Source organism: Microbacterium sp. GQ128 (genome assembly GCF_059758615.1).
On the sequence record NZ_JCAXDY010000003.1, the window covers coordinates 516025 to 542002 of the forward strand.

Sequence of the window (25978 nt, forward strand, 5' to 3'; positions counted from 1 at the left end):
CATGTCGACCTTCAGTGGATTGAACACCGCAGCCAGCGGACTCGCGGCCGCGCGACGCGGTATGGATGTGGTCGGGCAGAACATCGCCAACCAGAAGACCGAGGGGTACACCCGTCAGCGGGTGCAGACCTCTGCGGTCGCCGCCATCGCCCAGTCGGGCCGATTCAGCGTCGGCGCCCTCCCCGGGCACGGCGTCTCGATCGACGGCGTGGCCCGGCTCGGTGATGCGCTGCTCGATGCCCGAGTCCGCGACTCGCTCGCCGCATCGGGCTTCTGGTCCACGCGCGCGGTGGCCGCGACCACGATCGAGGCTTCGCTCGCCGAGCCCACCGAGAACGGACTGGCGGCCCGGCTGTCGAAGTTCTGGTCCGGGTGGCAGGACCTCGCGAACACGCCGGACTCCGGCGCGGCGGCGTCCACCATCCTCGAATCCGCGAAGGAGCTCGCCTCCCACATCGCCGGCGGCTACCGCACCGTGGCTTCGCAGTGGAACGATGCGCGCGCGACGGCCGAGCGCACCGTGACCCAGGTGAACGCGGCTGCGGACCAGATCGCCGTGCTCAACGGCGAGATCCGCGACGCCCTCGCCTCAGGCCGCTCGGCGAACGAGCTCATGGACCAGCGCAGCGTCCTCGCGCAGAACGTCGCCCGCATGTCCGGCGCGGCGGCCACGATCGAGAGCGACGGGTCGATGACCCTCCGCGTCGGTGGCAACGCGCTGGTCTCGGGGTCCGATTCCCGACACCTCGCGCTCACCGGTCCGGCCTCGATCGACGCGGGTCAGCGCTTCACCGTCTCGTGGGCGTCCGCCCCCGACCTCCCGGCCTCGATCGACGGCGGCGAGCTCGGTGGTTCGCTCGCCGTGCTCGCACCGGCAGCGGACGGCGGGATGCTCGCTCAGCTCGCCTCGACCTACGACGCGGTGGCGACGGCACTGGCCGGTGCGCTGAACGCGCAGCACCGCGCGGGTGTCACCTCGTCCGGCCAGCCGGGCGGCGACTTCTTCACCCTCCCGACGACCGGTTCGGCCGCGCTCGGACTGCGGGTCGCCGTGACGAGTCCGTCTGAGCTGGCGCTCGCCGCACCGGGCGCCGGTGCGCTGGATGCGACGAATGCCGATCTGATCTCGCAGATCGGGCGGAGCGCCACCTCGCCCGACGCGCTCTGGTCCGATCACGTCACGCGCTTCGGGGTGGCGACGGCCGCCGACGTGCAGCGGGCGAAGGTCTCCGATTCGGCGGCGGTCGCCGCGGTCGGGGCGCAGCAGTCCGTGGCCGCCGTCGACGGCGACGAGGAGACGATCAGTCTGCTCACCTACCAGACCGCTTACCAGGCCGCAGCCCGCGTGATGACGGCGGTGGATGAGGCGCTCGACGTCCTCATCAACCGCACGGGCCTCGTCGGACGCTGATAAAGGAGCATCGTGATCTCTCGAGTGACATCGTCATCCATGACGCAGACGGCGATGCGCCAGCTGCAGTCGAATCTCACGGAGCTGGCACGTCTGCAGGAGCAGGCGACGTCGCAGCGCGCCTTCGCCACTCCGTCCGAAGACCCGGCAGCCGCGGCAGCCGCCCTCGCCCTGCATGCCGAGCAGCGCCGCAACGACCAGTACGCGCGCAACATCGACGACGGGCTCGCGTGGGTCACGGCGGCGGATGTCGCGATCACCGCGAGCACCTCGCTGCTGAGCCGGGTCCGCGACCTCACCTCCCAGGGTGCGAACGACGGTGCACTGGACGCGACGGCCAAGGAGGCCTTGGCCGTCGAGCTCGAGGGCATCCGCAAGGAGCTCCTCACGCAGGCGAACACCCGGCTGCTCGGTCGCTCGGTGTTCGCGGGTACCTCCGACACGGCGGCGTTCGCCGCGGACTACTCGTACAGCGGCGTGGCCGGGTCCGAGGTCAGCCGTCGCGTCTCCGACGCGGCATCCGTGCGCGTCGACACCGACGGCGCCGCGGTGTTCGGCACCGGTGACGACTCGGTGTTCGCGCTGGTCGACAAGATCGTCGCCGACCTCCGCTCCGGAACGAACGTCGGTCCGCGCCTCGCGGAGATCGACGACCGACGCACGGCCATGCTCGGGGTGCAGGGTTCCGTCGGAACCCGCCAGTCTCAGATCGAACGCGCCAAGGAGGCGGCAGTGCAGAATTCCGTGTCCCTCGAATCCCGCCGCACGGCGGTCGAGGACGTCGATTCGATCGAGGTGCTGGTGCGTCTGCAGGCGCAGGAGCTCGTGTACCGCTCCGCGCTCGCCGTCAACGCCCGCGTGCTGCAGCCCTCGCTGATGGACTTCCTGCGATGACCGCCGCGCTCAGCTTCCTGACGCCCCCTCCGGGCCTCGCTCCGCACGTCGACTTCGCTCTCGCGCCGGTCGACGGTGCTGACGGTCTGTTCTCGATGCGGGCCGTGGACGACGTGGACCTGCGGCTGTACCTGGTCGACCCCCGGACCGTGCTCGGCGAGTACGCGCCGATCCTCTCCGACGAGCAGGCCGACAGCCTGGCGCTCGGCTCGGCCGATGATGCGCTGGTCCTCGTGGTCGCCCACCCCTCCGCAGAAGGCGTGAGCGTGAACCTGATGGCTCCGGTGATCGTCAATCGCACCACAGGAGCCGCTTCGCAGGTGATCCTCGAGGATCAGGACTACCCGCTCCGCGCTCCGCTGGGCTGAGGCACGGGCAGCGGGCGCCCCGGGCCGCTCTCACAGCGCATGCACGGCTACCCTGGAGACGTGATCCTTGCCGTCGACACCTCCCTGGGTACTGCTGTGGCCCTCATCGATGCCGACGGGGCGCGACGCGCCGAGGCGGCCGCCGCCGATCCGCTGGGCCACGCCGAGGTGATCGGCGACCTGCTCGTCGAGGCGCTCGCCGATGCCGGTCCCGGTGAGGTGACGCATGTCGTCGCCGGCATGGGCCCCGGCCCCTTCACCGGTCTCCGCATCGGGATCGCCGCGGCCCGCGCCTTCGCGCTCGGACGCGACATCCCGGTCGTCCCGGTTCCCAGCCACTTCGCTGCTGCGCTCACCGCGCTCGAGACCGAGACGCAGCCGTTCGCGATCGTCACCGACGCCCGCCGTCGCGAGGTCGCGATCACGGTCTTCGACGGGCTGGATGCCGATGGGATCCCGCACGTGGTCGCCGAGACCGTCCTCGTGCGGGCGGCGGACGCCGACGCGCACCTCGAGGGTGTTCGCCGCGTCGACGTCGCCACGCTGTCGGCGGTGGACCTGGCGCGCGTCGGTGCACGCGCCCTCGCCGCCGGTCGGACACTCACGGGTGACGAGCCGCTGTACATGCGCCACCCGGACGTGACGGTGCCGGGCGCGCCGAAGAAGGTCGGCTCATGACCCTCCGCGACGCCACCGCGGACGACCTCGATGCGATCATGGCGATCGAGGAGCGCTCCTTCCCGACCGACGCGTGGAGCCGCGAGACGATGGCCGCCGAACTCGCGAGCCCGCACGGCCGCTACCTCGTCGACGAGCACGACGACGCGATTATCGGCTACGGCGGTGTGCGTGCTCTGCGTGGCAGTGCCGATGCCGACATCCAGACCATCGCGCTCCTCGCCGAGCACCGCGGGCAGGGTCGGGGCCGCGCGCTCCTGCGCGCCCTGCTCGCCGCCGCGGCCGCACGCGGTGCTCGTGAGGTGTTCCTCGAGGTCAGGGCCGACAACCCCGCCGCAGAGGGGCTGTACCTCGCGGAGGGCTTCGAAGAGATCGGCCGCCGTCCCCGCTACTATCAGCCGGACGACGTCGACGCGATCGTGATGCGTCTGGAACTGCGCCGACACCCGGCGTCGCACGACACTTCCGAGGAGGCGAAGGCATGAGCGAGCCGCTGGTCCTCGGCATCGAGACGAGCTGCGACGAGACGGGAATCGGCATCGTCCGCGGGCGCACCCTGCTCTCGAACACCATCGCGTCGAGCATGGACGAGCACGCCCGCTACGGCGGCGTCGTGCCCGAAGTCGCCGCCCGAGCCCACCTCGAGGCACTGCAGCCCGCGATCGATGCGGCGCTCGCCGAGGCGGGGGTGCGTCTCGACGACCTCGATGCCGTCGCCGTCACGAGCGGTCCCGGTCTCGCCGGCGCCCTGATGGTCGGAGTGGGAGCGGCGAAGGGCCTGGCCGTCTCGATCGACAAGCCGCTGTACGCCGTCAACCATCTCGTGGGACACATCGCCGCCGACATCCTCACGGCCGATTCCGCGCCGCTCGAGTACCCGACCATCGCGCTGCTGGTCTCCGGCGGCCACACGTCCCTGCTGCACGTCCGCGACCTCACCACCGACGTCGAACTGCTCGGGGAGACGATGGACGACGCTGCCGGCGAAGCCTTCGACAAGGTCGCCCGCCTGCTGTCGCTGCCGTACCCCGGCGGCCCGGAGATCGACCGAGCGGCGGCCGACGGAGACCCGGACGCGATCCGGTTCCCGCGGGGTCTCTCCCGCGCATCGGATCTGGCGAAGCATCGGTACGACTTCTCGTTCTCGGGGCTGAAGACCGCCGTCGCGCGGTGGGTCGAGCGCTGCGAAGCCGACGGGGTCGAGGTGCCGGTGGCCGATGTGGCCGCGAGTTTCCGCGAGGCGGTCGTCGACGTGCTGGTGACCAAGGCGCTCGCGGCCTGCGCCGATCTGGGGGTGCCGCGCCTGCTCCTGGGCGGCGGGGTGATCGCGAACCGTCGGCTGCGTGAGGTTGCGCTCCGACGTGCCGCCGAGGCGGGTGTCACGGTGAGGATCCCGCCGTTGTCGCTGTGCACCGACAACGGCGCGATGATCGCCGCGCTGGCCGCCGAGCTGATCTCTTCGGGCCGCCGACCGTCGACACTGGCGTTCGGGGCGGACTCGACCCTCCCGGTCACCGAGATCCAGATCGCCGAGGCGGTGCCCGCATGAGCGATGTCTCGGGCTCGCCCGACGCGAAGACTCCCCAGGCGCCGCGGGCGCGCGTCGAACGCGCCAGTCACGAGGTCGAGCAGCATCCCGGAGCAGCGCCTCGGCTGCCGGGCGCCCGGCGCGACGGCTACACGAAACTTCCCACCGGACCCGTCGGCATCGAGCCGGTGGTGGTGAGCGGGCCCGATATCGATGCCCCGGGCGAGGCGGAGTGGGAGCCGACGACCGGCGCCATCCCCGTTGACGACACCCGGCTCGCACCCTGGGCACTGCTCGCCGCGATCGTCGCCCTCGGGGCGTCGTTCTTCGTCGGCTGGGGGATCCCCGTCGCAGTTGTGGCGGTGATCGCGGCGATCATGTCGCTGCGTCGTCCGCTCGAGAGTCGCGCGATCGCGATGTGGGCGCTCGTGCTCGGGCTCTGCGCGACGGTGTACAGCCTGGGCTGGTTGGTCTGGGCCGGCATGCAGTTCGAGAAGCTCGGCTGAGCGGATGCTCGAGCCGGAGGAGTCGGAGGAGCTGCGCGCCCTGCAGGCACGGGCGTACGGGCGCGATTCCTCGCTGACGGCGGCCGAAGCCGAACGTCTTCGGGAGCTGGAGGACCGTCGACTCGCACCGGCAGCCGGGGCCGCACCGGACGCCGAGCACGCCGTTTCCGACCAGCGCGAGTCGGATGAGGCGCCAGCCGATGACGACGCCGATGTCTCCGTCGGCGAGGGTGATGCGGAGGACGCGGCTGTGGCGGCGTCCGCCGATGCAGCGAGCGACGACGCGGTCGATGCAACCGCATCCGCATCGTCGTCCTGGCGCTCCCTGTTCTCCCTGCTGCGCACGCGCTGGCGGCCGGTCGCCCTCGCAGCCGTCGTGGTGCTCGCGATCGGGGTGGGTGTCGGCTGGCTCGCGTTCGGCCGGTCCGGAGCCGCAGCGGTGGAGCTGACCGCCGAGCAGCAGACATGGCAGAACGAGCTCGTCGCGGCCGGTGTGTACGACCCCGGCTCGATCCGCGCGCTCGGTGTCCAAGAGGACGTGGTCATCTGGACGGCGACGAAGGATGCGAAGGAGCGCACCTGCCTGATCCTGGGCACGGGTGAGGCGACGGTTCCGTCGTGCGATCGAACCGAGGTTCTCGCCGAGACCGGGATCTACGGTTCGATCTCGGTCAAGGGCGACGGAGCTCTGCAGCGAGAGGTCAGTGCGCAGATGCTGTTCACCGTGTCGGGCGAACCCGCAGTCGCGGTGAGCGCCTACGACTTCGACCCGAGCGACAGCGGCATCACCTACGCGAACGAGGCCGAATCGGAGACGGCGGCTCGACTCGCCGAGAACGGATTCCAGGCCGGTTCGCTCTGGGTGGTCGGCTACGACGGCGACGTGCCCATCTGGACGGCGGTGCAGATCGAGTCGCAGAATCAGTGCCTCATCTACGACGGATCGACCGATGAGGCTCCGGTCACCTGCGCTGACCCGCAGACCATGCAGGAGCAGGCCTCGAGTCTCGTGCTCAACGTCGTCGACGCCGAGACGGGTGGCGTGACGAACTTCGAGATGAGGTCGAATCAGGGGCCCGGGTATCTGGTGATCACCCGGGAGGGAGGCACCTCCGGTGCCGGGGGAGACTGACACCGCGGAGCTCCGGGCGCTGCAGCGGAAGGCCTATGGGCGAGGCGGGCAGCTGACGGAGGTGGAATCCGAGCGCCTGCGCGCGCTCGAGGACGGGGGCACCGCGCAGCCGACCGCGGATGTCGCGGACGCTCCCGACCCGATCCAGCCCCACGGCGCGCCGGAGGCGAAGGCGGAGGAGGCGGAGGAGACGCAGTCGCAGTCGCAGACGCAGGATGCGCAGGAGACGCGGTCGCACACGCGGGATGCGCAGGAGACGCAGGAGACGCAGGAGACGCCGGCCCGTGGCGTCACGCGCCGGCGGGCCATCGTGGCGCTGATCGCCGCGACCGCCGCTGTCCTCGCCATCGGGGTCGGCATCGGCGGGGCGCTCTTCGCGCCGCGAGACGCGAGTATCCCGCTGACGCCGGAGCAGCAGCAGCGCCGCGGAGAGCTGGCGACCGACGCGTTCGACCCCGGTTCCCTCCGTGCGGTCGCGCAGAACGCCGGCGCACTGGTCTGGTACGCGACGCAGGATGGCGGATCCGTGGCCTGCCTGATCCTCGATGTCGATGAGTTGTCGCAGACGAACTGTCTCGCCGTGGAGGAGACGGAGCGCGGACTGTCGGCGGCTCTGTCGCTGCCCTCCGAAGCTTCGGGCGAGGTGGCAACCTCCGACACCGTCTACGCCACGATGCTGATGTCGACGGCGGGGGAGCCGCTGGTCGCCATCCAACGGTGGGGCGGGGTGGATTCGCTCACGGCCCAGTTCCCCGAAGAGGTGCGCGACCGCGCCGAGTCGCTGTTCACGGATGGCTTCGAACTCGGTCTCTCGCTCGTCGGGACGTTCCGCAGCGCGCCGGTGTGGCTGGCGGATCGGCTCTCGGATGCGGGAGTGACGGAGCGATGCCTGATCGTGGATGCCGCCGGTCCCGTGGTGTGCAAGGGCGTCGACACCGCGGTCGCGGAGGGGCTCGGCATGGAGCTCGTATCGGTCGACCAGGCGACGGGCGGCACAGAGGCGGTCACTGCGCTCGACCTGCGGTTCACGAGCCAGCACACGCCGTATCTGACGGTCTCGGTCGGGGCCGAGGAACTCGAGGCTGAGGAGCTCGAGGCCGTGGACGACCCCCACATGATTCAGGTGTCGCCGGGTGAGCAGATCGAGATCCCGGACACGGGCGACGACGGCTGACCGCGTCCGAGCGCGGTGGCGGTCAGCTCGCGGCAGGAACCCGATCGGCGAGGATCGCCCGCCGCTGATCGCCGATGCGCGCGAGGATCAGCGTCGCTTCCTGATCGCCGCGCAGCACGAGCTTCTTCCGGAACGTCGCAGGGTCGATGTCGACGCCGCGCTTCTTGATCTCGATGCGACCGATGCCGTGCGCCTTGAGAGCGGCGCTGATGGCCTTGGGGTTGGCGGGCAGGGTCTCGCGCACGCGGAACGACTGCACGAACGGGCTCGTCAGGGCGGCATCCGACGTGAGGTAGGCGATGTGCTCGTCGAGCATCCCGGCATCGAGGCTCCGGGCGACATCGCCGATCAGGCGGGCACGGATCACGGCGCCGTCGGGCTCGTGCAGGAACGCGCCGAGCTCGCGCACCGGTTCGTCGGCGACGTCGGCCGGTGCGGTCATCTCGTGCGACCGGTCGCCCCGGATCACGAGTGCCGAGCGCCGCACGCCGTCGCGGGCGAGGGCGCCGCTCCATACGACCAGCTCGACGACGCTGCCGTCGGCGCTCACCCACTGCGCCTCGGCGTCGGCGGGAAGCGCGTCGCGGTCGTGCGCGGGGCCGAGCTTGATGCCCGTCGGCACGCGCGCGGCGACGTCGAACGCCCAGTCCAGCGAGGGGGAGTAGTCGTCGGCGGACACGCGACGGGTCTCGCTGTGCCCGGAGGTGCGCCGCGCGGGGTCCATCCAGGTCGCGCGCCCGGCCTCCGAGTCGTCGAAGGCGTCCTCCGCCGTGCTGTGCCGCACCACCGCACCCTCTCCGAAGGGCGCGAGGTTGTAGGCCGCGATGGCGGCGGTGACCTCGTCGGCATCGACGGCGAGCACATCGAGCCCGGCTCCGGCGAACGCGAGCGCGTCGCCGCCGATCCCGCACCCGAGGTCGGCCACGGCCGTGAAACCCGCGCTGCGGATCCGCTGTGCATGTCGTGCGGCCACCCCGAGCCGTGTCGCCTGCTCGAGCCCGGCTCTGGTGAAGAGCATCCGCGCGGCGAAGGGGCCGAACTTCGCCGACGCCTTGGATCGCAGGTGCGCCTGACCGACGACCGCCGAGACCAGCTCGGGGGAGTGCCCGGCGGCGCGCAGCCGCGACACGGCGCGCGCGACGTCGGCCGTCGACTCGACGGCCCCGACCGCGTCGAGCAGTTCGAGACCGGCGGGGGTCAGCAGGGCACGCAGCTCGGACATCTCCACGCCCTCAGCCTATTCCCGCCCGTGCCCGTGAATCGCGGCGTGCGTTGGCACTCGCATTGCATGAGTGCCAGCCCAGCGCATAGACTGGATTAGCACTCTCGGGTTGAGAGTGCGAACAAGTCTTTCGTGTCAGTGTCAAGAAAGAAGAGGTAGACCGTGTCGGTTTCCATCAAGCCGCTCGAAGACCGCATCGTCATCCAGCAGGTCGAGGCCGAGCAGACCACCGCGAGTGGCCTGGTCATCCCCGACACCGCCAAGGAGAAGCCCCAGGAGGGCGAGGTCGTGGCTGTCGGCCCCGGCCGCATCGACGACAACGGCAACCGCGTTCCGATCGACGTCGCCGTCGGCGACCGTGTCCTGTACAGCAAGTACGGTGGCACCGAGGTGAAGTTCGGCGCAGACGAGTACCTCGTCCTGTCCGCTCGCGACGTCCTGGCGGTCGTCGTCCGCTGATCTGCTGAACCCGGCTCCGTCCCTCTCGAAGAGGGCGGGCCAGGTCCCGGAAGGGGCTCGGATGCGTGTGCATCCGAGCCCCTTCTGCATCCCGCCATCGGGCATCCGATTCCTGCCGATCTCCGCGGGGCGGCCGACCGGCGCACTCCGCGCCTCCACCGCGGGAATAGGGTTGTGCGGTGACCCCCGAGACGACCCGCGCCACTCAGACCGCCGGAGTCGCGTACGCCGGATCCGCCTACCTCCTCTGGGGCGTGCTCCCGCTCTACTTCCTCCTCCTCGTCCCGACCGGTCCGTGGGAGGTCGTCGCATGGCGGGTGCTCCTGTCGTTCGTCTTCTGCCTCCTGCTGCTCACGGTCACGCGCGGCTGGGCACCGTTCGGTGTGATCCTGAGGCAGCCGAAGCTGCTGGGGTGGACGGCGCTCGCCGGTCTGCTGATCTACGTCAACTGGCAGGTGTTCCTCATCGGAACCCTCAGCGACAACGTGGTCGAGACGAGCCTGGGCTACTTCATCAACCCCATCACGACCGTGCTGCTGGGTGTCTTCGTGTTGAAGGAGCGCATCCGGAAGCTGCAGTGGGCCGCGATCGCCATCGCCGCGATCGCGGTGGTCGTGATCGTCGTGGCCTACCGCGCCTTCCCGTGGATCGCGCTCTCGCTGACCGCGTCGTTCGGGGTGTACGGGCTCATCAAGAAGAAGATCGGTTCGGCGGTGGACGCCGTCAGCGGTCTGACCCTGGAGTCGTTCTGGCTGATCCCGATCGCCGTCGTGCAGCTCATCGTGGTCGCCTCGACCCCCGCAGGCCTCACGATGGGCGGGAACGGATGGGCCCACGCGGTGCTGCTGGCATTCGCCGGCGTCGCGACGGCGGTCCCTCTGCTGCTGTTCGCGGCGGGCACCCGGAGGATCAACCTCACGGTGATCGGGATGATCCAGTTCATCACCCCGGTGATGCAGTTCGTGATCGGTGTCGCGGTCCTGCACGAGCCCATGCCGCCCGAGCGCTGGGCCGGGTTCATCATCGTCTGGATCGCGATCGGCGTCTTCGTCGTCGACCTGCTGATCGCCGCCCGCCGAGGGCGCAGGATCGCGCAGCCCGAACTGGTGTGAACCCGCGGTTCTCCGGCCCGGAAACCCGGTGTCGGATCGTTAACGCACCGAGATACTTGCACCCCCTGTGCGCGGGCCCCACGCCCTAGTGTTAGAGCACCCGCCCGTGGTCACAATCCACGTTCAGTTACGCAAGGGAGCATCATGAACGCATTGAAGGGCTCGCGCACCGCGAAGGTCTTCGCCGGGATCGCTTTGATCAGCGCATCCGCCATCGTCATCGCCGGCTGCAGCAGCACGCCGAACGCCGAGCCGAGCGAAGGCGGTGAGAAGCCGGCCGTCGATCTGACGCTCAAGCTCGGCTCGCTGCTTCCCGCGACCGGTTCGCTCGCGTTCCTCGGCGCACCGATGGAGGCCGGCGTCCAGCTGGCCGTCAACGAGATCAACGAGGCCGACGCCGGTGTGACCATCGACCTCACCACCGCCGACGAGGGCGACCTCGACAACAAGGCGTACGAGACGTCGATCACCAACCTCCAGAACGAGGGCATCACCGCGATGGTCGGCGCCGCATCGTCGAGCGTCACCAAGCTCATCCTCGACGGCAACGCCGGAGCGGGGATCCTCACCGTCTCGCCGTCGAACACCTCGCCGGACTTCTCGGGCATCAACCCGCTGTACTTCCGCACGGCACCGAGCGACAACCTGCAGGGTGAGGTCCTCGGCAACCAGATCGCCGAAGACGGTCACAAGACCCTCGGCATCATCTACCAGAACGACCCCTACGGCACGGGCCTGTTCGAAGCCATCAAGTCGACGTTCGAGGGCACCGGTGGCGAGGTCGTCGCCGATGCGTCCTTCAACCAGGGTGACGGCCAGTTCAACGCTCAGGTCTCAGAGATCGCGGCTGCCAAGCCCGACGCGGTCGCCGTCGTCTCGTACGACCAGTTCGCGACCATCGCGCCGCTGCTCGGCAACGCGGGCGTCGACACGGGCTCGCTGTACCTCGTGGACGGCAACCTGAAGGACTGGGGCACCGACGTCTCGGTCAACCTCGAGGGCTCGAAGGGTACCCGCGCCGGCGCCGAGCTGCCGCAGGACTTCCTCGACCAGCTCAACGAGGTCTGGACCGCCGACGGCAACGACCCCATCGACGCCGTGACCTACTCGGCCGAGGCGTACGACGCCGTCATCCTCATGGCGCTGTCGGCTCTGGCTGCCGGCTCCGTCGAGGGTGCCGACATGGCCGAGCAGATGGCCACCGTGTCCGGCGGCGGCGACGAGGGCGAGAAGTGCACCACGTACGCGGAGTGCGCCGACATCATCAACGGCGGCGGCACGGCGGACTACGACGGCCTCTCCGGTGAGATCACGTTCGACGAGAACAACGACCCGAAGGGCGCCGCCATCGGCGTCTACGAGTTCGGCGCCGACAACACCACGACGCGCCTCAAGTAAGCGCACAGACGAGGCCCCGGATGCTCGGCATCCGGGGCCTTCGTCGTCCCCGGCTCGTCCCCGGCTCGTCCCCGGCTCGTCCCCGGCTCGTCCCCGGCTCGTCCCCGGCTCGTCCCCGGCTCTCGTCCCCGGCTCGTCCCGGCTCGCTCCGGCCCGGTCCGCGTCCGGTTCCCCGTCCCCGTCCGTGTCCCCGGTTCATCCGTCGGGAGTTTGTACGGATGTCGGGAGAAACGCCGGGTGAGTACCCGACGGATGCGCGAACTCCCGACGGATGCGCACGAGGGGGCCGACGGATGCTCACACGGGAAGCCCGACGGATGCTCGCCCACGGCGCGGACACACAGAAAGGGGGGATGCCGCGTGGCATCCCCCCTTTCTGTGTGACGCGCTCAGGCGGCGTCGGTGCCGAGTGTGCCGAGGTACAGGCCGATGACCTTGGGGTCGTTCAGCAGCTCACGCCCGGAGCCCTCATAGGCGTCCTTGCCCTGATCGAGCACGTAGCCGCGGTCGCAGATCTGCAGGCAGCGCCGCGCGTTCTGCTCGACCATGATCGTCGTGACCCCCGCCTTGTTGATGTCCGAGACGCGGATGAACGCATCATCCTGACGCACAGGGGAGAGGCCGGCGGAGGGCTCGTCGAGCAGCAGAACGGACGGGTCCATCATCAGCGCCCGCGACATGGCGACCATCTGCCGCTCGCCGCCCGAGAGCGAACCTGCGCGCTGCTTGAGGCGCTTGCCCAACTCGCCGAAGATGCTGCTGACGAACTCCAGCCGCTCCGCGAAGATCTTCGGGTTCTGGTACAGCCCCATCTCCAGGTTCTCCTGGATGGTGAGCGACGGGAACACGTTGTTCGTCTGTGGCACGAAGGCCACGCCGCGGCGCACGAGCTTGTCGGCCTTGAGACCGACGATGCTCTCGCCCTTCACCGTGACATCGCCCGAGCGGATCTCGACCATGCCGAAGATCGCCTTGAGCAGCGTCGACTTGCCGGCGCCGTTCGGGCCGATGATGCCGATCAGCTCGCCCTTGTGGGCCACGAGGTTCGCGCCGTTGAGGATGTTCACCCCTGGCAGGTATCCGGCGTGCACATCGGTCAGCTCGACGATGACGTCGTCGTTCTTGATCTCGTTGCGCTCGGCGGGTGCGGGTGCCGGAGTGGGCGCGGATGCGTCGGTCATGCCTTCTCCTCCTCGACGTCTTCGGCCTCGACCTCAGCCTCGACCTCGGTCTCGATCTGCTCTCGGATGCGGATCGCGTCCTCCTCCGAGATCACCGGAAGTCGGCCGGTGACGGCCCCGAGGTCGACGTCCTGGTGCGCGCCCAGGTAGGCGTCGACCACGGCCGGATCCTCCATGACCTGGTCGGGCGGACCCTCGGCCACCACGCGGCCCTCGGCCATCACGACCACCCAGTCGGCGATGTGCCGGACCATGTGCATGTCGTGCTCGACGAACAGCACCGTCATCCCCAGATCCTTGAGGTCGAGGATGTGCTCGAGCAGCGACTGCGTGAGCGCGGGGTTCACGCCGGCCATGGGCTCGTCGAGCATCACCAGGGTCGGGTCGCTCATGAGGGCGCGGGCCATCTCGAGGAGCTTGCGCTGACCGCCCGAGAGCGATGCGGCAAAGTCCTGCTCCTTGGCGTCGAGTTTGAAGCGGGTGAGCAGCTCGTGCGCACGCGCCTCGATCTCCTGATCCTGCTTGCGCCAGAGGAAGGGGAACAGCCCCGCCCAGAAGCCCTCGCCGCGCTGATCCTTCGCGCCGAGCTTCATGTTCTCGAGCACGGTGAGCAGCGACAGGGACTTGGTCAGCTGGAAGGTGCGGACCTGTCCCATCCGCGCGACCTTGAACGAGGGGATGCCCGACAGGTTGGTGCCGTCGAACGACCACGTGCCGCTGTTCGGCTTGTCGAAGCCGCACAGCAGGTTGAACAGGGTCGTCTTGCCGGCGCCGTTCGGGCCGATCAGTGCGGTGATCGCGCCGCGCGGGATCTCCAGGTGATCGACGTCGACCGCGGTGAGACCGCCGAAGCGGCGCTCGACGGCATCGACGACGAGGATCGGGTCGACCTTCTTGACGCCCGGCGCTGCGGGTCCAGCGGCGAGCCCCTGGGTCTTCGCGCGGGGCGTGCTCTTCGCGGATGTGACAGCCGCGTCGTCATTACTTGACAAAGGTCATCTCCCTCTTGTTTCCGAGGATGCCCTGCGGGCGGAAAATGACGATCAGCATCAGCACGATGCCGATCACGATGTACCGCACGACGTCGGCCTGTGCGCCGGACATCGGCAGGTATCCGGCGTTCGCCATCGCGGGGAGGAGTGCGCCGAGGAAGGCGAACACCACCCAGAACAGCACCGCGCCGAGCGTCGGTCCGAGCACGGTGGCCGCGCCGCCGAGCAGGAGGATCGTCCACAGGAAGAACGTCAGCGAGGTGGAGTAGCTGCCGGGGATCACCGCCGACGGCAGGATGAAGACGATGCCGCCGACGGCGCCGATCACACCACCGACCACGAGCGCCTGCATCTTGTAGGCGAAGACGTTCTTGCCGAGCGAGCGCACCGCGTCCTCGTCTTCGCGGATGCCCTTGAGCACACGGCCCCACGGGCTGCGCATGAGCGCCCACACCACGAGCACGGCGATGACGAGCGCGATCAGTCCGACCACGCGCACCCACAGGTCGGTCGCGTTGTACGTCCACGGGCCGAAGCCGTAGGTTCCCGGCGGGAAGGGGTTCGAGTCGCGGAAGCTCTGGTGGTACCCGGAGAGTCCGCCGGCGGAGTTCGTCCAGTCCTTGAAGAGCTCGGTCACGAACATGAGCCGCACCACCTCGGCGGCGGCGATCGTCGCGATGGCGAGGTAGTCGGCGCGCAGGCGCAGGGTCGGGATACCGAGGATGAGCGCGAATGCCGCTCCGCCCAGCATGCCGACGAGGACGCCTGCCCACCACGGGAACCCGAAGGTCAGGATCGAGATCGCGTAGCCGTAGCCGCCGATGGCCATGAACGCGGCCATACCGAAGTTGAGCAGGCCGGTGTAGCCGAAGTGCACCGCGAGGCCGGTGGCCGCCAGGGCGTAGGCGATCGTCGTCGGGCTGAAGAGATAGGAGGCGGTGTTGCCGAAGATGCTTCCGAAGTCCATGCGTCAGCCCAACCTTTCCTTGCGTCCGAGGATGCCTTGCGGCCGCACCAGCAGAATGATGATCAGCGCGACGAGTGCCGTGGCGTACTTGAGATCCGACGGCACACCCAGCAAGGTCGACACCTCGACGGCGAGACCGACGATGATCGAGCCGATCAGGGCGCCGATCGCCGATCCGAGGCCGCCGAGTGTGATCGCGCAGAACATCAGCAGCAGCATCTGCATGCCCATGTCCCACTTCACGCCGGGGCGGAAGTACGCCCACAGGATGCCGGAGATCGCGGCGAGCGCCCCCGCGAGGATCCACACCGTGCGGATGACCTTGTCGACGTCGATGCCGGATGCCGCGGCCAGTTGCGGGTTGTCCGAGATCGCTCGGGTCGCCTTTCCGGTGCGGGTCCTGGTGAGGAAGAACGCGACGCCGAGGATCACGATGATGCTGGTCGCCATCGCGATCATGTCGATGTACGACAGCGAGATGGGTCCGAGGCGGATGGGCTCGGGGCTCGCGCCCGGCAGCTGATAGGTGTTGCCGCCGATGAAGTACTGCATGCCGTAGCGGAGGGCGAGGGAGAGGCCGATGCTCACGATCATGAGCTGGACCACACCGAGACCTTTTCGACGCAGGGGCTTCCAGATCCCGGCATCCAGCGCCCACCCGAGCGCGGCTCCGCCGATGACGGCGGCGATGATGCCGAGCCAGAGGGGGAGGTTCCAGAAGGTCGTGCACAGCAGCGCGACCACGGCACCCCACGTGACCATCTCGCCGTGGGCGAAGTTGGAGAGGCGAGTGGTGCCGTAGATGAGTGCGGCACCCATCGACGCGAGTCCGAGGAGGAGCCCGAAGTTCAAGCCGCCGACGATGCGCGACAGGAGCTGATCGAGGAACGACACGGTGACCCGCTCGCCCGCTCCGAGGAAGAAGTTGACGATCTTTGTGCCCGTGAGGCCGAATTCGAGCTCGAACGACGCGGTGGTCCCCGATACGGGCTGAATGCCCTCGGGGAGTTGCGTCGCGTCGACGATGACACCCTTCGGCAGCGTGGATTCGTCCACCGTGAGGGTGTACGTCTCCATCTCCGGCACATAGAGGCGCCATTTGCCTTCGGCGTCGGTCTCGGTCTCGGCTTCGAAGCCGTTGCCCTCGATGGACATGACGACGCCTTCTACCGGCTCATCCGCGTTGGTGACGACACCGGCGAAGTAGAAGTCCGTGACCTCCTGCCCGTCGTCCGTCGTCTCGGCCGACGCCGATGAGGGGGGCAGGAAAAGGAACGCCATGAGCGCCATGAGGATACCGAGGCAGGCGACGGCCCAGGGGCGCCTTCGCTGCACGGCGATTGTTGTGGGTCCCACGCAACCTCCACTGTGAGTGCTGTCACTGCGGCATCGGGTATGAACCGCAGGGATGGACGACGCATTTGAGCGTAGTGTGCGATCTGCGAATCACCTACCGTCGGGTCCAACGGTCCGGTAACGGCCGGCTCCGGGAATGTTCTCGGGCGCGTCGCGCTTAGAATCTTCATACGGGCCGCGGCCCCGCAAAGGCCGACGTCGACCACCCCCTCGCACTCGGACATGCGCGACTCGCGCAGAAGGAGAATCCATGGAACAGCACGATCCCTTCGGCTTCGTCGGACTGACGTACGACGACGTGCTGCTCCTGCCGGGGCACACCGACGTCATCCCCAGCGAGGCGGACACCTCGTCCCGGATCACCCGTCGCATCTCGGTCGCCACCCCGCTGCTGTCGAGCGCGATGGACACGGTGACGGAGTCCCGCATGGCGATCGCGATGGCGCGCGAGGGCGGCATCGGCATCCTGCACCGCAACCTCTCGATCGCTGACCAGGCCGCGCACGTCGACCGCGTCAAGCGCAGCGAGTCCGGCATGATCACCGACCCGATCACGACGACCCAGGACGCGACCGTCGAAGAGGTCGACAACCTGTGTGCGAAGTACCGCATCTCGGGACTGCCGGTGGTCGACGACGACGGCAAGCTGGTCGGCATCATCACGAACCGCGACATGCGCTTCGTCTCGGGCTTCGAGCGTCAGAGCACCTTCGTGAAAGACGTCATGACGAGCGAGAACCTCGTCACCGCCCCCGTCGGGGTGGCCGCCGGGGAGGTCATCGCGCTCTTCGCGAAGCACCGCGTCGAGAAGCTGCCGCTCATCGATGAAGACGGCAAGCTCGCGGGCCTCATCACCATCAAGGACTTCGACAAGAGCGAGAAGTACCCGCTCGCCACCAAGGACGACCAGGGTCGGCTGCGCGTCGGTGCCGCGATCGGCTTTTTCGGAGACGCGTGGGAGCGTGCCGAGGCGCTGCGCGACGCCGGTGTCGACGTGCTCGTCGTCGACACCGCCAACGGGCAGTCCCAGGGTGTCATCGACCTCGTCCGCCGCCTGAAGGCCGACGCGTCGTTCGAGCACATCGACATCGTCGGCGGCAACGTCGCCACCCGTGAGGGTGCCCAGGCTCTGGTGGACGCGGGCGTCGATGCCGTCAAGGTCGGCGTGGGTCCCGGCTCCATCTGCACGACGCGCGTCGTCGCGGGTGTGGGCGTGCCGCAGGTCACCGCCGTCTACGAGGCTTCTCTCGCCGCCCGTCCTGCCGGCGTGCCCGTGATCGCCGACGGGGGGCTGCAGTACTCCGGCGACATCGCCAAGGCGCTCGTCGCCGGTGCGGATGCCGTCATGCTCGGATCCCTCCTGGCCGGAACCGACGAGTCCCCGGGCGAGATCGTCTTCCAGTCCGGCAAGCAGTTCAAGCAGTACCGCGGCATGGGCTCGCTGGGCGCGATGCAGACGCGTGGCAAGCAGACCTCCTATTCCAAGGACCGCTACTTCCAGGCCGACGTCCCCAGCGACGACAAGCTGATCCCCGAGGGCATCGAGGGGCAGGTCCCCTATCGCGGCCCGCTCGCCGCCGTCGCCTACCAGCTGGTCGGCGGACTCCGTCAGTCGATGTTCTACGTCGGAGCCCGCACGATCGAAGAGCTCAAGACGCGCGGCAAGTTCGTGCGCATCACCTCTGCGGGACTCAAGGAGTCGCACCCGCACGACGTGCAGATCGTCGTCGAGGCGCCGAACTACAAGAAGTAGTCGTCAGACAGCGAGAGGGGCCGGATGCTGTGCGCATCCGGCCCCTCTCGCTGTGTGTCGTCGGTGCAGGTCAGCCGCATCGGTAGGTGATGCCGTCGACCTCCCAGACTCCGGGCCCGAGGTCCGCGCACATGCCGATGAGCGCGGCGAAGGCGGTGAAGAGCACGATCAGGAGGATCACCCAGAAGATCGTGATGAGCGCGCCGACGATGATGCCGGCGATGGCGAGGCCCTTCGGCTGACCGGTCTTGCCGAGCTTCACGGCGGCGACGATGCTGATGATCAGTCCGACCGGTGCCACCACGAACGCGAGCACGAACCCGACGATCGACAGGATCCGCCCCGGAGGCGCGGAGGTGGGTTGCGCGTAGGCCGAGGTGCCGGGCGCCGGATAGTCGGCGGCAGGGGGAGCGGAGTACGCCGCGCCTACGGGGGCCGGGTGGTCGTCTGCGGGGGAGCCGACCCCGGCGCCCGGGACTCCGTCCGGTGCGGTGTTCCAGTCCGGCGTGGGCGCCGAGGGAACATGTTCGGTCGGTGCGGGCGCGGCTGGTGGCGGCGGCGGTGTCTCGGGGACCGAGGAATCGGGGTTCGGCTGGTCGGGGAACGGAGGGTTCGTCATGTTCTGTCCTGTCAACGGGGGAACGAGAAACGTGCTGCGGTTCCGATTGCCCCGAGCGTAGCGAGGGCGGTACCGGTCGCACCATCCCCTCCCTGCTGCGGTACCGGTGCCGCGACCTGCTCCTCTTCCGTCTGTCCGGGACGCGGCGTAGCGTGCCGGTATGTGCCGAAACATCGTCCCGCTGAACAACCTCGAGCCTGCCGCGACCGATGACGAGTGCCACGACGCGGCCCTCCAGTTCGTCCGGAAGATCTCCGGAGCGAACGCGCCGTCGCGTGCCAATCGCGCCGTGTTCGACCGTGCGGTCGCCGACATCGCACAGGCGACGAGAGCCCTCCTCGACGAGCTCGTCACGACCGCGCCGCCGAAGAACCGCGACGAGGAAGCGGCCAAGCGCCGCGCCCGCTCGGCCGACCGCTACGAGGCCATCCGCGTCTTCCAGCAGGAGAAGCGCGCTGCGGCGGCCGGATCCTGAGACAGCGCCACGCAGGAGGGGGCACGATCGGCGGGCGCGACGAGGATCGATCTCGTCCATGAACGCATGCGGATGCGCCTCCCTCGGTGCGCGCGGGCCTATGCCAGAATCGACATACCCCGCTCGACTTTCCCAGCGGCCCCGGTGATGAAGGCGCCGAGGTCGCACGACCGATCCCCATCGGTCAGGGAACCTCCCCAAGGAGAGCCGCACCCATGCCAGAGGATGCTCCTCGCGTACTCGTCGTCGACGACGACTCGGACGTCGCCCTGCTCGTGAAGACCGTGCTCGAGAGGCGCGCCGGCTGCATCGTCGACGTCGCCGAGGACGGGAGGGCCGCTGTCGAACGCGTGGCGCAGGTGCGGCCCGACGTCGTCGTGACCGATATCGAGATGCCCGGACTCAACGGGCTCGAGCTTCTCGCCGAGCTCCGTCGCACGGTTCCCACCGTGCCCGTCGTGGTGATGACCGCCCATGTGTCGGTGGAGTACGCGGTCTCGGCGCTGCGCGCGCAGGCGGATGAGTTCCTCACCAAGCCTCTCGACAACGCCAAGCTCGTCGAGTCGGTCACGCGACTGGTCGAAGAAGGCCGCCGCCGCCGCGAGGAAGCACGTCCGAAGGAGCGCGTGCTCGCGATCGGCGCCCATCCCGACGACGTCGAGATCGGGGTCGGGGGACTCCTCGCGGCGCACTCCCGGGCGCAGGACGAGATCACGATCCTCACCCTTTCCCGCGGAGCGCGCGGGGGCGATGCCGAAAGCCGGCAGGACGAGTCGCTGGCGGCGGCGGAGATGCTCGGTGCCCGGCTGTTCCTGAAGGATCTCGTGGACACCGAGATCTCGGGCGGCGGTTCGACGGTGCGCCTCATCGAGGAGGTCGTGCAGGAGATCCAGCCGACGATCGTCTACACGCACTCGAGCAACGACCGCCACCAGGATCACCGTGCCGTGAGCGAGGCCACCATCGTGGCGACCCGCCGAGTGGGAACGGTCGCCTGCTACCAGAGCCCGTCGTCGACGATCGACTTCCGTCCGACCCGGTTCGTGCGGATCGATCAGTATCTCGACGACAAGCTCCGTCTGCTGGAGCGCTTCGGCTCGCAGACGGCGAGCCGCGACTATCTGGCGCCCGAGTTCGTCACCGCGACGGCGCGGTACTGGTCGCGGTTCGGGGGCGGAACAGCCGTCGAACCCTTGGAAGTGGTGCGCGAGACGGCCGAGTTCATCGGCGCCCATGAACTCAGCCGACGGGAGAGCTGATGACGAAGCGTGTGCTGGTGACCGGAGCAGGCGGACCGGCCGGAGTCGCCGTGATCCGATCCCTCCTCCGCCGATCCGATCTGACCGTGTTCGCCGCCGACATGGACGGCTGGGCGAGTGGTATCTACCTGGTGCCGGCGGAGCAGCGTCGCCTGGTCCCGCCGGGAAGGGATGACGACTTCGTGCCGGCGATCGCGCGGCTGGTCGAGGCCGATCAGCTCGACCTCGTGATCTCGACGGTCGATGTCGAGCTCATCGCCCTGGCCGAGCGGCGGGAGGAACTCGCGCCCGCCGTGCTCGCCGCCCCGTCGGCGGACACGCTCAACACGGCTCTCGACAAGCTCGCGCTCGCCGAACGGTGCGCGCCGACCGGACTCACCCCGCGCACGGTTCTCGCCGGCTCTGACGCGCAGGCGGTCGACTGGGAGTTCCCGGTCTTCGCCAAGCCGCGTCAGGGCGCCGGCAGCCGGGGCGTGCGCCTCGTGCCCGACCGGGCGGCACTCGAGGCGCTCCCGACGGACGAGGGTCTCATCGTGCAGGACTTCCTTCCGGGGGAGGAGTACTCGGTCGACGTCATCGCGGATGCGGCGGGACACGTGGTCGCCGCGGTGCCCCGCACCCGCGCGCGGGTCGATTCCGGGGTCGCCATCGCCGGACGTACGCTGCAGGATCCGGAGCTCGAGGACGCGGCGGCAGCGATCGCCCGCGCCATCGGACTCGTCGGCGTCGCGAACGTGCAGCTGCGTCGGGACCGGGCCGGCCGGGCCGTGCTGCTCGAGGTCAACCCGCGCTTCCCCGGCGCGCTGCCACTGACGATCGCGGCCGGTGTCGACATCCCGTCACTCGTGGCCGACCTGTTCCTCGGACGCGAGCTGCCGGTGCGCGTCCCATTCCGCGAGGTCGCGTCGGTGCGCTTCCTGGAGGATGTGATCGTCGAGGTCGACGATGTGCTGGTCTCCGCCCACGCGGGCCATCAGGAGGAGCTGTGAGTCACGCCGTGCTGCGCGGTGACTTCCACGTGCACTCGACCTTCTCGGACGATGCGGTGTCGACGCTCGCCGAGAACGTCGAGGCGGCCGCGCGCGCCGGGCTGACCACACTGCGTCTCGTCGATCATGTGCGCCAGAGCACCACGTGGGTGCCGGAGTACTTGGCTGCCGTCCGCGCGCTGCGCGTGCCCGAGGGGCTGACCGTGCTCTCGGGCGTGGAGGCCAAGATCCTCGACGCCGCGGGGTCGCTCGACATCCCGGCCCTTCCGGACGGCGTCGACCGGATCCTGATCGCCGATCACCAGTTCCCGGGCGTCGACGGCCCGCTCGGCCCCACAGCCGTCCGTGAGCGGATCGCCGCGGGCTGGGCCCCCGACGACGTGCTGGACGAGCTGGTCGACGCGCTCATCGCGACGATGCGCCGGCATCCCGGCAACCAGCTCGCCCACTGCTTCTCGATCCTCCCGAAGATCGGCCTGTCCGAGCTCGATCTCGGGCGAGAGCGCACGGAGGCGTGGGCGCGCGCGGCGGCAGAGACCGACACTCTGGTCGAGGTCAATGAGAAGTGGGGGTGCCCCGGCGCCGACGCGCTGTCGGCTCTTCTGCGTGCCGGGGGAGAGATCGTCGCCTCCACCGACAGCCACGATGCCGCCGAGGTCGGCCGATACTCGCGTGTCATCCCCCTGCTCGACGCGGTGGAGGCTCCCTGATGGCCGACCTGACCTGGCTGCAGACCGTCTTCGTGGTCATCCTCCTGCTGTGCGTCCTGGTCGGCACGCTGCCGGTGATCAACACCGGGCTGCAGTTCCTCATGCTTCCGGTGCATGCCTTCCGCAACCACTACGGCAAGGCGGCGCCGTACCATCCGAACGTCGCCGTCATCATCCCGGCGTGGAACGAGGGGGCGGTCATCGGCCCGGCGATCGAGCGGCTGCTCCAGTTGGAGTACCCCGCCGAGCGCCTGCGCGTGTTCGTCGTCGACGACGCGTCCACCGACGACACCCCCGCGATCGTCGCGGCGAAGGCCGATGCCCACCCTGGACGGGTCGTGCACCTGCGTCGGGAGAAGGGCGGCGAGGGCAAGGCTCACACGCTCAACCACGGCCTGGACGTGGTGCTCGCCGATACCTGGACCGAAGCCGTGCTCATCATGGATGCCGACGTGATCTTCGCGCGCGACTCCCTACGCAAACTCAGCCGGCATCTCGCCGACGAGAAGGTCGGGGCCGTCACCGCCTATATCGCGGAGGGCAGCCGTGACCGGAACTACCTCACCCGCTTCATCGCGATCGAGTACGTGATCGGCCAGCTGTCCGCTCGCCGTGTGCAGAACGTGGGTGGCGCGATCGCCTGTCTCGCCGGGGGCGCCCAGCTGCATTCGCGGGCGAACCTCGAGGCGATCGGCGGGCGCATCCCGACGGGGACTCTCGCCGAAGACACGATGACGACGTTCGAGGGTCAGCTCAAGGGTCGTCGGATGGTCTTCGAGCCGCACGCCGTCGTGCTGGCCGAAGAGCCCCGGACGATCGACAGCCTCTGGAAGCAGCGGTTGCGCTGGGCCCGCGGCAACGTGCAGCTCACCTCGATCTACCGCAAGCTGTGGTTCCGACCGAGCCGGGAGCACAACCTGGGCAGCTTCTCGTTCGGGCTGGCCTGGTTCACCATCCTGCTGCTCCCCGCGTTCATGCTCCTGGCGGCGGCGGGAATGCTCGCCCTGCTTTTCCTGCACAGCGACATCGCGGAGTTCGTCTTCCGCTTCATGTGGATCTCGGCCGCCTGCATCTACCTGTTCTCGATGCTGTACTCGGTGCAGCTCGATCCACGGACGGGCCGGCACTCCTGGCGCGAGGCGATCATGTTCCCGGGGCTGGGGGCGCTCATCCTGATGGCGATCGCCCTGTTCCCCTGGGCTTTCGAGTCCTTCCTCGCCGCTGTGGGGCTGGGCCTCACGGATCAGTCCCGCATCTTCTGGGCCGTGGTGTTCTACCTGTGGGGTCCGATCTCGATGCTGGGCATCTGGCTGGCGCGCGCGGTGGAACCGCTTCCCGGCGGGCGGTTCTTCGCAGGGCTCCTGCTCTACGTCTGCGGGTACGGCTCCCTGCTGTGTGCCATCACCGTGGATTCCTACATCAAAGAGTGGCGTCGCGCAGACGCCTCCTGGATCAAGACCGAGAAGATCGGACGCGTCGACTCATGACCGCTGCACCGTCACCCGAAGCCGAGCGGGAGGAGATCGTCGCGGATGCCCGACGCGAGCGACGACTGATCCCGCAGGCGGCCCTCGCGCTCGCTGTCGTCATCGTCGTGGTCGTCGTGCGAGAGCTGTTCCTTCGATGACCGGGAGGCCGTTGGCTCTCGTCGTCGAGGACGCCCCCGATCAGGCTGCGCTCCTGCGCCGCTATCTCGAGCGCGAGGGCTTCGACGTCTTCATCGCGCATGACGCCGAGTCGGCGATCGCGGCATTCCCGGAGATCGATCCCGTGGTCGCCGTACTCGATCTGCTGCTTCCGGGGATCTCGGGGCAGGCGTGCGCGCGCCTGGTGCAGGAGCAGTTCCCCGACTGCTTCCTCGTGATCAGCTCGGTGCTCGATGCCGCCGACTACCCGCCGGCGGATGCCGCGCTGCCGAAGCCGATCACGGGCGCGGATCTGCATCGGATCGTGGAGCAGGTGAAGAAGTGAGGGCGACGGCCATCGACCGGGCCGAGAGCCGGTGGTACCGGATGTTCGACAACCCGAGCCCTCTGGTCAAGCAGCTGCCGTCCGCCGCCGCCATCGTCATCGCGGCGCTCCTGTCCTGGGGGAACGCGGACCTGCCGTTCACACATCTCGGCGTCGCCCTCCTGGGTCTCGGACTGGTCCTCGCAGCGACCGTGCAAGCCGTGGTGCTGAGCGCCCGCCATGTCTACGACGGCTGGGTCGTGCTGCTCATCCCCATGGTCGACATCATCGGGTTCGGGCTGTTCCGTGCCGGTACCGGTGGCGCCTCGTCGATCTTCGGCTCGCTCGTCATCCTCCCCGTGGTCTGGATCGCGGCTGCCCCGGGCATCCGCTGGGTCTTCGTCGTCGGCGGACTCACCTCCATCGCACTGCTCATGCCGTACTTCGCCGACCCGCCGTCGACCTCGGTCGAGTGGTTGCGCGGTGTCGTCGGGCCGCTGGTGTTCTGCGCGGTCGCCGCGGTCGTCAACGAGCTGTCCCGCCAGCAGCGCATGCGCGTGGAGCAGGCGGAGGAACTCGTCGTCGAGCGCACCAAGGCGCTGTCGGAGAACGTGGCGATGATCGTGCAGCTGCGCGACAAGGAGCGCCAGTACCGGGAACTGCTGGACTCGTTCGAGAGCCTGTGGGCGTCGATCACGGCGCAGGCGGTGATCGCGACGGACTGCAGCGGCAAGATCACCGCCTGGAATCCCGGGGCGGAACGCCTGCTGGGGCTCTCGGCGGAGGAGGCCCGCGACGCCGTGCGCATCGACCGCTTCTTCTCCACGGCGGTCCTGTCGATGCTGGCGGCCGACAATGCCGACCGCCCCGGCTCGGACCACGAGCTTCTGCCCGGCTATGCGGATCTCTCGCCCGGAATCCAGGCGCTGTTCGCCCAGGCCGACGCCGGCCTTTCGGTCGACGGAGACATCGAGGTGACGACGGCGGGCGGCACGACGGTTCCCGCCCGGGTCACCGTCACCCCGCACAAAGACGGCGCGGGTGCGCAGCAGGGGTATCTGTTCGTGCTCACCGACGAGACCAGGGCCGTCGAGGTCGCGCGCATGAAGGACGAGTTCGTCGGGATGATCTCCCACGAGCTCCGCACGCCGCTGAGCGCGATCATCGGGTTCCTCGATCTGCTGCAGAACGACCCCGGACAGCCGCTGACCGAGGATCAGCAGGAGTTCGTCGGCATCATCGAGCGCAATGCGAAGCGTCTGCTCAACCTGGTCGGTGACCTGCTGTTCACCGCGCAGGTCGAATCCGGGCGGTTCCCGCTCGAGCGCGAAGAGGCGGATGTCGTCGAACTGGTGCGATCGGCTGTCGTCTCCGCGGGACCGCACGCGCAGCGCGAGGGCATCTCGATCGAAGCCGAGGTGGGGGCCGACGCGATCCCCCTCCTGATCGACTCCGGACGAATCGGTCAGGCGCTCGACAACCTGCTCTCCAACGCGATCAAGTTCACCCCGCGTGGCGGGCGCGTCAGTGCCCGCGTCCGGTTGGTCGACGGGGGAGTGGAGCTCGCCGTGCAGGACACGGGTGTCGGGATCCCGGAAGACGAGCAGGGGATGCTGTTCACCCGCTTCTTCCGTGCATCGACAGCCACGCGCAACGCCGTGCCGGGTGTCGGGCTCGGTCTCACGATCACGCGGGCGATCGTTCTGGCGCACGGCGGGAGCATGGATGTGACCAGCCAGGAGGGCGTGGGCACCGAGTTCCGCTTCGTCCTGCCCTCCGCACCCCGCACCGAGGTGCTGACGAGTCTGAGCCGCGCCGACTGATCGAAGCCGAACGCGTCGAGCA

General features: G+C 69.1%; 27 protein-coding genes. 21 read left to right on the plus strand and 6 right to left on the minus strand.

The annotated features are described in order from the left end of the window. Nucleotide 1: 1 nt before the first annotated feature. Genes flgK through AC6CHX_RS12655 form a run of 9 tightly spaced genes read left to right on the plus strand, consistent with a single transcriptional unit; the run spans nucleotide 2 to nucleotide 7691 of the window. Nucleotides 2-1411: a flagellar hook-associated protein FlgK gene (gene flgK, locus AC6CHX_RS12615; RefSeq protein ID WP_498273094.1), complete on the plus strand. Its 1410-nt coding sequence runs from the start codon at nucleotides 2-4 to the stop codon at nucleotides 1409-1411. 12 nt (nucleotides 1412-1423) lie between these two features. Next, nucleotides 1424-2305: a flagellin N-terminal helical domain-containing protein gene (locus tag AC6CHX_RS12620; protein ID WP_136042782.1), complete on the plus strand. Its 882-nt coding sequence runs from the start codon at nucleotides 1424-1426 to the stop codon at nucleotides 2303-2305. Further along, nucleotides 2302-2673: a flagellar assembly protein FliW gene (locus tag AC6CHX_RS12625; protein WP_498273095.1), complete on the plus strand. Its 372-nt coding sequence runs from the start codon at nucleotides 2302-2304 to the stop codon at nucleotides 2671-2673. Before AC6CHX_RS12620 ends, AC6CHX_RS12625 begins: the two co-directional genes overlap by 4 nt. Nucleotides 2674-2733: 60 nt before the next feature. Further along, nucleotides 2734-3351 carry a tRNA (adenosine(37)-N6)-threonylcarbamoyltransferase complex dimerization subunit type 1 TsaB gene (tsaB, locus tag AC6CHX_RS12630; protein ID WP_498273096.1) on the plus strand — a complete coding sequence of 206 codons (618 nt, stop codon included), beginning with the start codon at nucleotides 2734-2736 and terminating at the stop codon, nucleotides 3349-3351. After that, a complete protein-coding gene (gene rimI / locus AC6CHX_RS12635; protein WP_498273097.1) occupies nucleotides 3348-3836 on the plus strand; it encodes a ribosomal protein S18-alanine N-acetyltransferase in 489 nt (162 codons plus the stop codon). The genes tsaB and rimI overlap by 4 nt, the downstream gene beginning before the upstream one ends. Continuing rightward, complete coding sequence (tsaD, locus tag AC6CHX_RS12640) at nucleotides 3833-4900, plus strand: tRNA (adenosine(37)-N6)-threonylcarbamoyltransferase complex transferase subunit TsaD (RefSeq protein WP_136042778.1); 1068 nt, start codon at nucleotides 3833-3835, stop codon at nucleotides 4898-4900. The genes rimI and tsaD overlap by 4 nt, the downstream gene beginning before the upstream one ends. After that, nucleotides 4897-5385, plus strand: a complete 489-nt coding sequence (locus tag AC6CHX_RS12645; RefSeq protein WP_136042777.1) for a hypothetical protein — start codon at nucleotides 4897-4899, stop codon at nucleotides 5383-5385. The genes tsaD and AC6CHX_RS12645 overlap by 4 nt, the downstream gene beginning before the upstream one ends. Before the next feature lie 4 nt (nucleotides 5386-5389). Beyond that, nucleotides 5390-6517, plus strand: a complete 1128-nt coding sequence (locus AC6CHX_RS12650) for a hypothetical protein (protein WP_498273098.1) — start codon at nucleotides 5390-5392, stop codon at nucleotides 6515-6517. After that, entirely contained in the window at nucleotides 6501-7691 is a 1191-nt protein-coding gene (locus AC6CHX_RS12655; RefSeq protein WP_498273099.1) for a hypothetical protein, read from the plus strand. The genes AC6CHX_RS12650 and AC6CHX_RS12655 overlap by 17 nt, the downstream gene beginning before the upstream one ends. A gap of 22 nt (nucleotides 7692-7713) precedes the next feature. On the opposite strand, the gene AC6CHX_RS12660 is transcribed toward AC6CHX_RS12655, so the two are convergent. Further along, the gene (locus AC6CHX_RS12660; protein WP_498273100.1) at nucleotides 7714-8919 is read right to left on the minus strand and encodes a class I SAM-dependent methyltransferase; all 1206 of its coding nucleotides are present in this window, start codon (nucleotides 8917-8919) and stop codon (nucleotides 7714-7716) included. A gap of 156 nt (nucleotides 8920-9075) precedes the next feature. On the opposite strand from AC6CHX_RS12660, the gene groES reads away from it, so the two are divergent. The 3 genes from groES to AC6CHX_RS12675 all read left to right on the plus strand — a co-directional run bounded on the left by groES (nucleotide 9076) and on the right by AC6CHX_RS12675 (nucleotide 11882). Beyond that, nucleotides 9076-9372, plus strand: coding sequence for a co-chaperone GroES (gene groES, locus AC6CHX_RS12665; protein ID WP_028502311.1), 297 nt, complete (start codon nucleotides 9076-9078; stop codon nucleotides 9370-9372). A gap of 179 nt (nucleotides 9373-9551) precedes the next feature. Next, nucleotides 9552-10484 (plus strand): EamA family transporter RarD, encoded by a 933-nt coding sequence (rarD, locus tag AC6CHX_RS12670; RefSeq protein ID WP_498273101.1) that lies wholly within the window; start codon nucleotides 9552-9554, stop codon nucleotides 10482-10484. 144 nt (nucleotides 10485-10628) lie between these two features. Next, nucleotides 10629-11882: an ABC transporter substrate-binding protein gene (locus AC6CHX_RS12675; protein ID WP_136042772.1), complete on the plus strand. Its 1254-nt coding sequence runs from the start codon at nucleotides 10629-10631 to the stop codon at nucleotides 11880-11882. A 389-nt stretch (nucleotides 11883-12271) separates the two neighbouring features. On the opposite strand, the gene AC6CHX_RS12680 is transcribed toward AC6CHX_RS12675, so the two are convergent. The 4 genes from AC6CHX_RS12680 to AC6CHX_RS12695 are packed head-to-tail and all read right to left on the minus strand — an operon-like array spanning nucleotide 12272 to nucleotide 16312. Beyond that, a complete protein-coding gene (locus AC6CHX_RS12680; RefSeq protein ID WP_240745119.1) occupies nucleotides 12272-13063 on the minus strand; it encodes an ABC transporter ATP-binding protein in 792 nt (263 codons plus the stop codon). Next, the gene (locus AC6CHX_RS12685) at nucleotides 13060-14055 is read right to left on the minus strand and encodes an ABC transporter ATP-binding protein (protein ID WP_498273102.1); all 996 of its coding nucleotides are present in this window, start codon (nucleotides 14053-14055) and stop codon (nucleotides 13060-13062) included. Before AC6CHX_RS12685 ends, AC6CHX_RS12680 begins: the two co-directional genes overlap by 4 nt. Next, entirely contained in the window at nucleotides 14045-15022 is a 978-nt protein-coding gene (locus tag AC6CHX_RS12690) for a branched-chain amino acid ABC transporter permease (RefSeq protein WP_136042770.1), read from the minus strand. The genes AC6CHX_RS12685 and AC6CHX_RS12690 overlap by 11 nt, the downstream gene beginning before the upstream one ends. A 3-nt stretch (nucleotides 15023-15025) precedes the next feature. After that, the gene (locus tag AC6CHX_RS12695; RefSeq protein ID WP_136042866.1) at nucleotides 15026-16312 is read right to left on the minus strand and encodes a branched-chain amino acid ABC transporter permease; all 1287 of its coding nucleotides are present in this window, start codon (nucleotides 16310-16312) and stop codon (nucleotides 15026-15028) included. Between the two features lie 316 nt (nucleotides 16313-16628). On the opposite strand from AC6CHX_RS12695, the gene guaB reads away from it, so the two are divergent. Continuing rightward, nucleotides 16629-18131 carry an IMP dehydrogenase gene (guaB, locus tag AC6CHX_RS12700; RefSeq protein ID WP_136042769.1) on the plus strand — a complete coding sequence of 501 codons (1503 nt, stop codon included), beginning with the start codon at nucleotides 16629-16631 and terminating at the stop codon, nucleotides 18129-18131. A gap of 70 nt (nucleotides 18132-18201) precedes the next feature. On the opposite strand, the gene AC6CHX_RS12705 is transcribed toward guaB, so the two are convergent. Next, a complete protein-coding gene (locus AC6CHX_RS12705; protein WP_498273103.1) occupies nucleotides 18202-18750 on the minus strand; it encodes a DUF4190 domain-containing protein in 549 nt (182 codons plus the stop codon). A gap of 160 nt (nucleotides 18751-18910) precedes the next feature. On the opposite strand from AC6CHX_RS12705, the gene AC6CHX_RS12710 reads away from it, so the two are divergent. From AC6CHX_RS12710 to AC6CHX_RS12745, 8 genes are all read left to right on the plus strand, one after another. Further along, nucleotides 18911-19225, plus strand: a complete 315-nt coding sequence (locus AC6CHX_RS12710) for a DUF2277 domain-containing protein (RefSeq protein ID WP_498273104.1) — start codon at nucleotides 18911-18913, stop codon at nucleotides 19223-19225. Nucleotides 19226-19440: 215 nt separating this feature from the next. Then, on the plus strand, nucleotides 19441-20484 hold the full coding sequence (locus AC6CHX_RS12715; protein ID WP_136042766.1) for a response regulator: 1044 nt from the start codon (nucleotides 19441-19443) through the stop codon (nucleotides 20482-20484). Further along, nucleotides 20484-21473 carry an ATP-grasp domain-containing protein gene (locus tag AC6CHX_RS12720; RefSeq protein WP_498273105.1) on the plus strand — a complete coding sequence of 330 codons (990 nt, stop codon included), beginning with the start codon at nucleotides 20484-20486 and terminating at the stop codon, nucleotides 21471-21473. Before AC6CHX_RS12715 ends, AC6CHX_RS12720 begins: the two co-directional genes overlap by 1 nt. Next, complete coding sequence (locus AC6CHX_RS12725) at nucleotides 21470-22183, plus strand: PHP domain-containing protein (RefSeq protein ID WP_498273106.1); 714 nt, start codon at nucleotides 21470-21472, stop codon at nucleotides 22181-22183. Before AC6CHX_RS12720 ends, AC6CHX_RS12725 begins: the two co-directional genes overlap by 4 nt. After that, on the plus strand, nucleotides 22183-23670 hold the full coding sequence (locus AC6CHX_RS12730) for a glycosyltransferase family 2 protein (RefSeq protein ID WP_498273107.1): 1488 nt from the start codon (nucleotides 22183-22185) through the stop codon (nucleotides 23668-23670). The genes AC6CHX_RS12725 and AC6CHX_RS12730 overlap by 1 nt, the downstream gene beginning before the upstream one ends. Beyond that, nucleotides 23667-23810, plus strand: a complete 144-nt coding sequence (locus AC6CHX_RS12735) for a hypothetical protein (protein ID WP_168429499.1) — start codon at nucleotides 23667-23669, stop codon at nucleotides 23808-23810. The genes AC6CHX_RS12730 and AC6CHX_RS12735 overlap by 4 nt, the downstream gene beginning before the upstream one ends. After that, nucleotides 23807-24154 (plus strand): response regulator, encoded by a 348-nt coding sequence (locus AC6CHX_RS12740; protein WP_498273108.1) that lies wholly within the window; start codon nucleotides 23807-23809, stop codon nucleotides 24152-24154. The genes AC6CHX_RS12735 and AC6CHX_RS12740 overlap by 4 nt, the downstream gene beginning before the upstream one ends. Continuing rightward, nucleotides 24151-25956 (plus strand): sensor histidine kinase, encoded by a 1806-nt coding sequence (locus tag AC6CHX_RS12745; protein WP_498273109.1) that lies wholly within the window; start codon nucleotides 24151-24153, stop codon nucleotides 25954-25956. The genes AC6CHX_RS12740 and AC6CHX_RS12745 overlap by 4 nt, the downstream gene beginning before the upstream one ends. Nucleotides 25957-25978 lie beyond the last annotated feature (22 nt).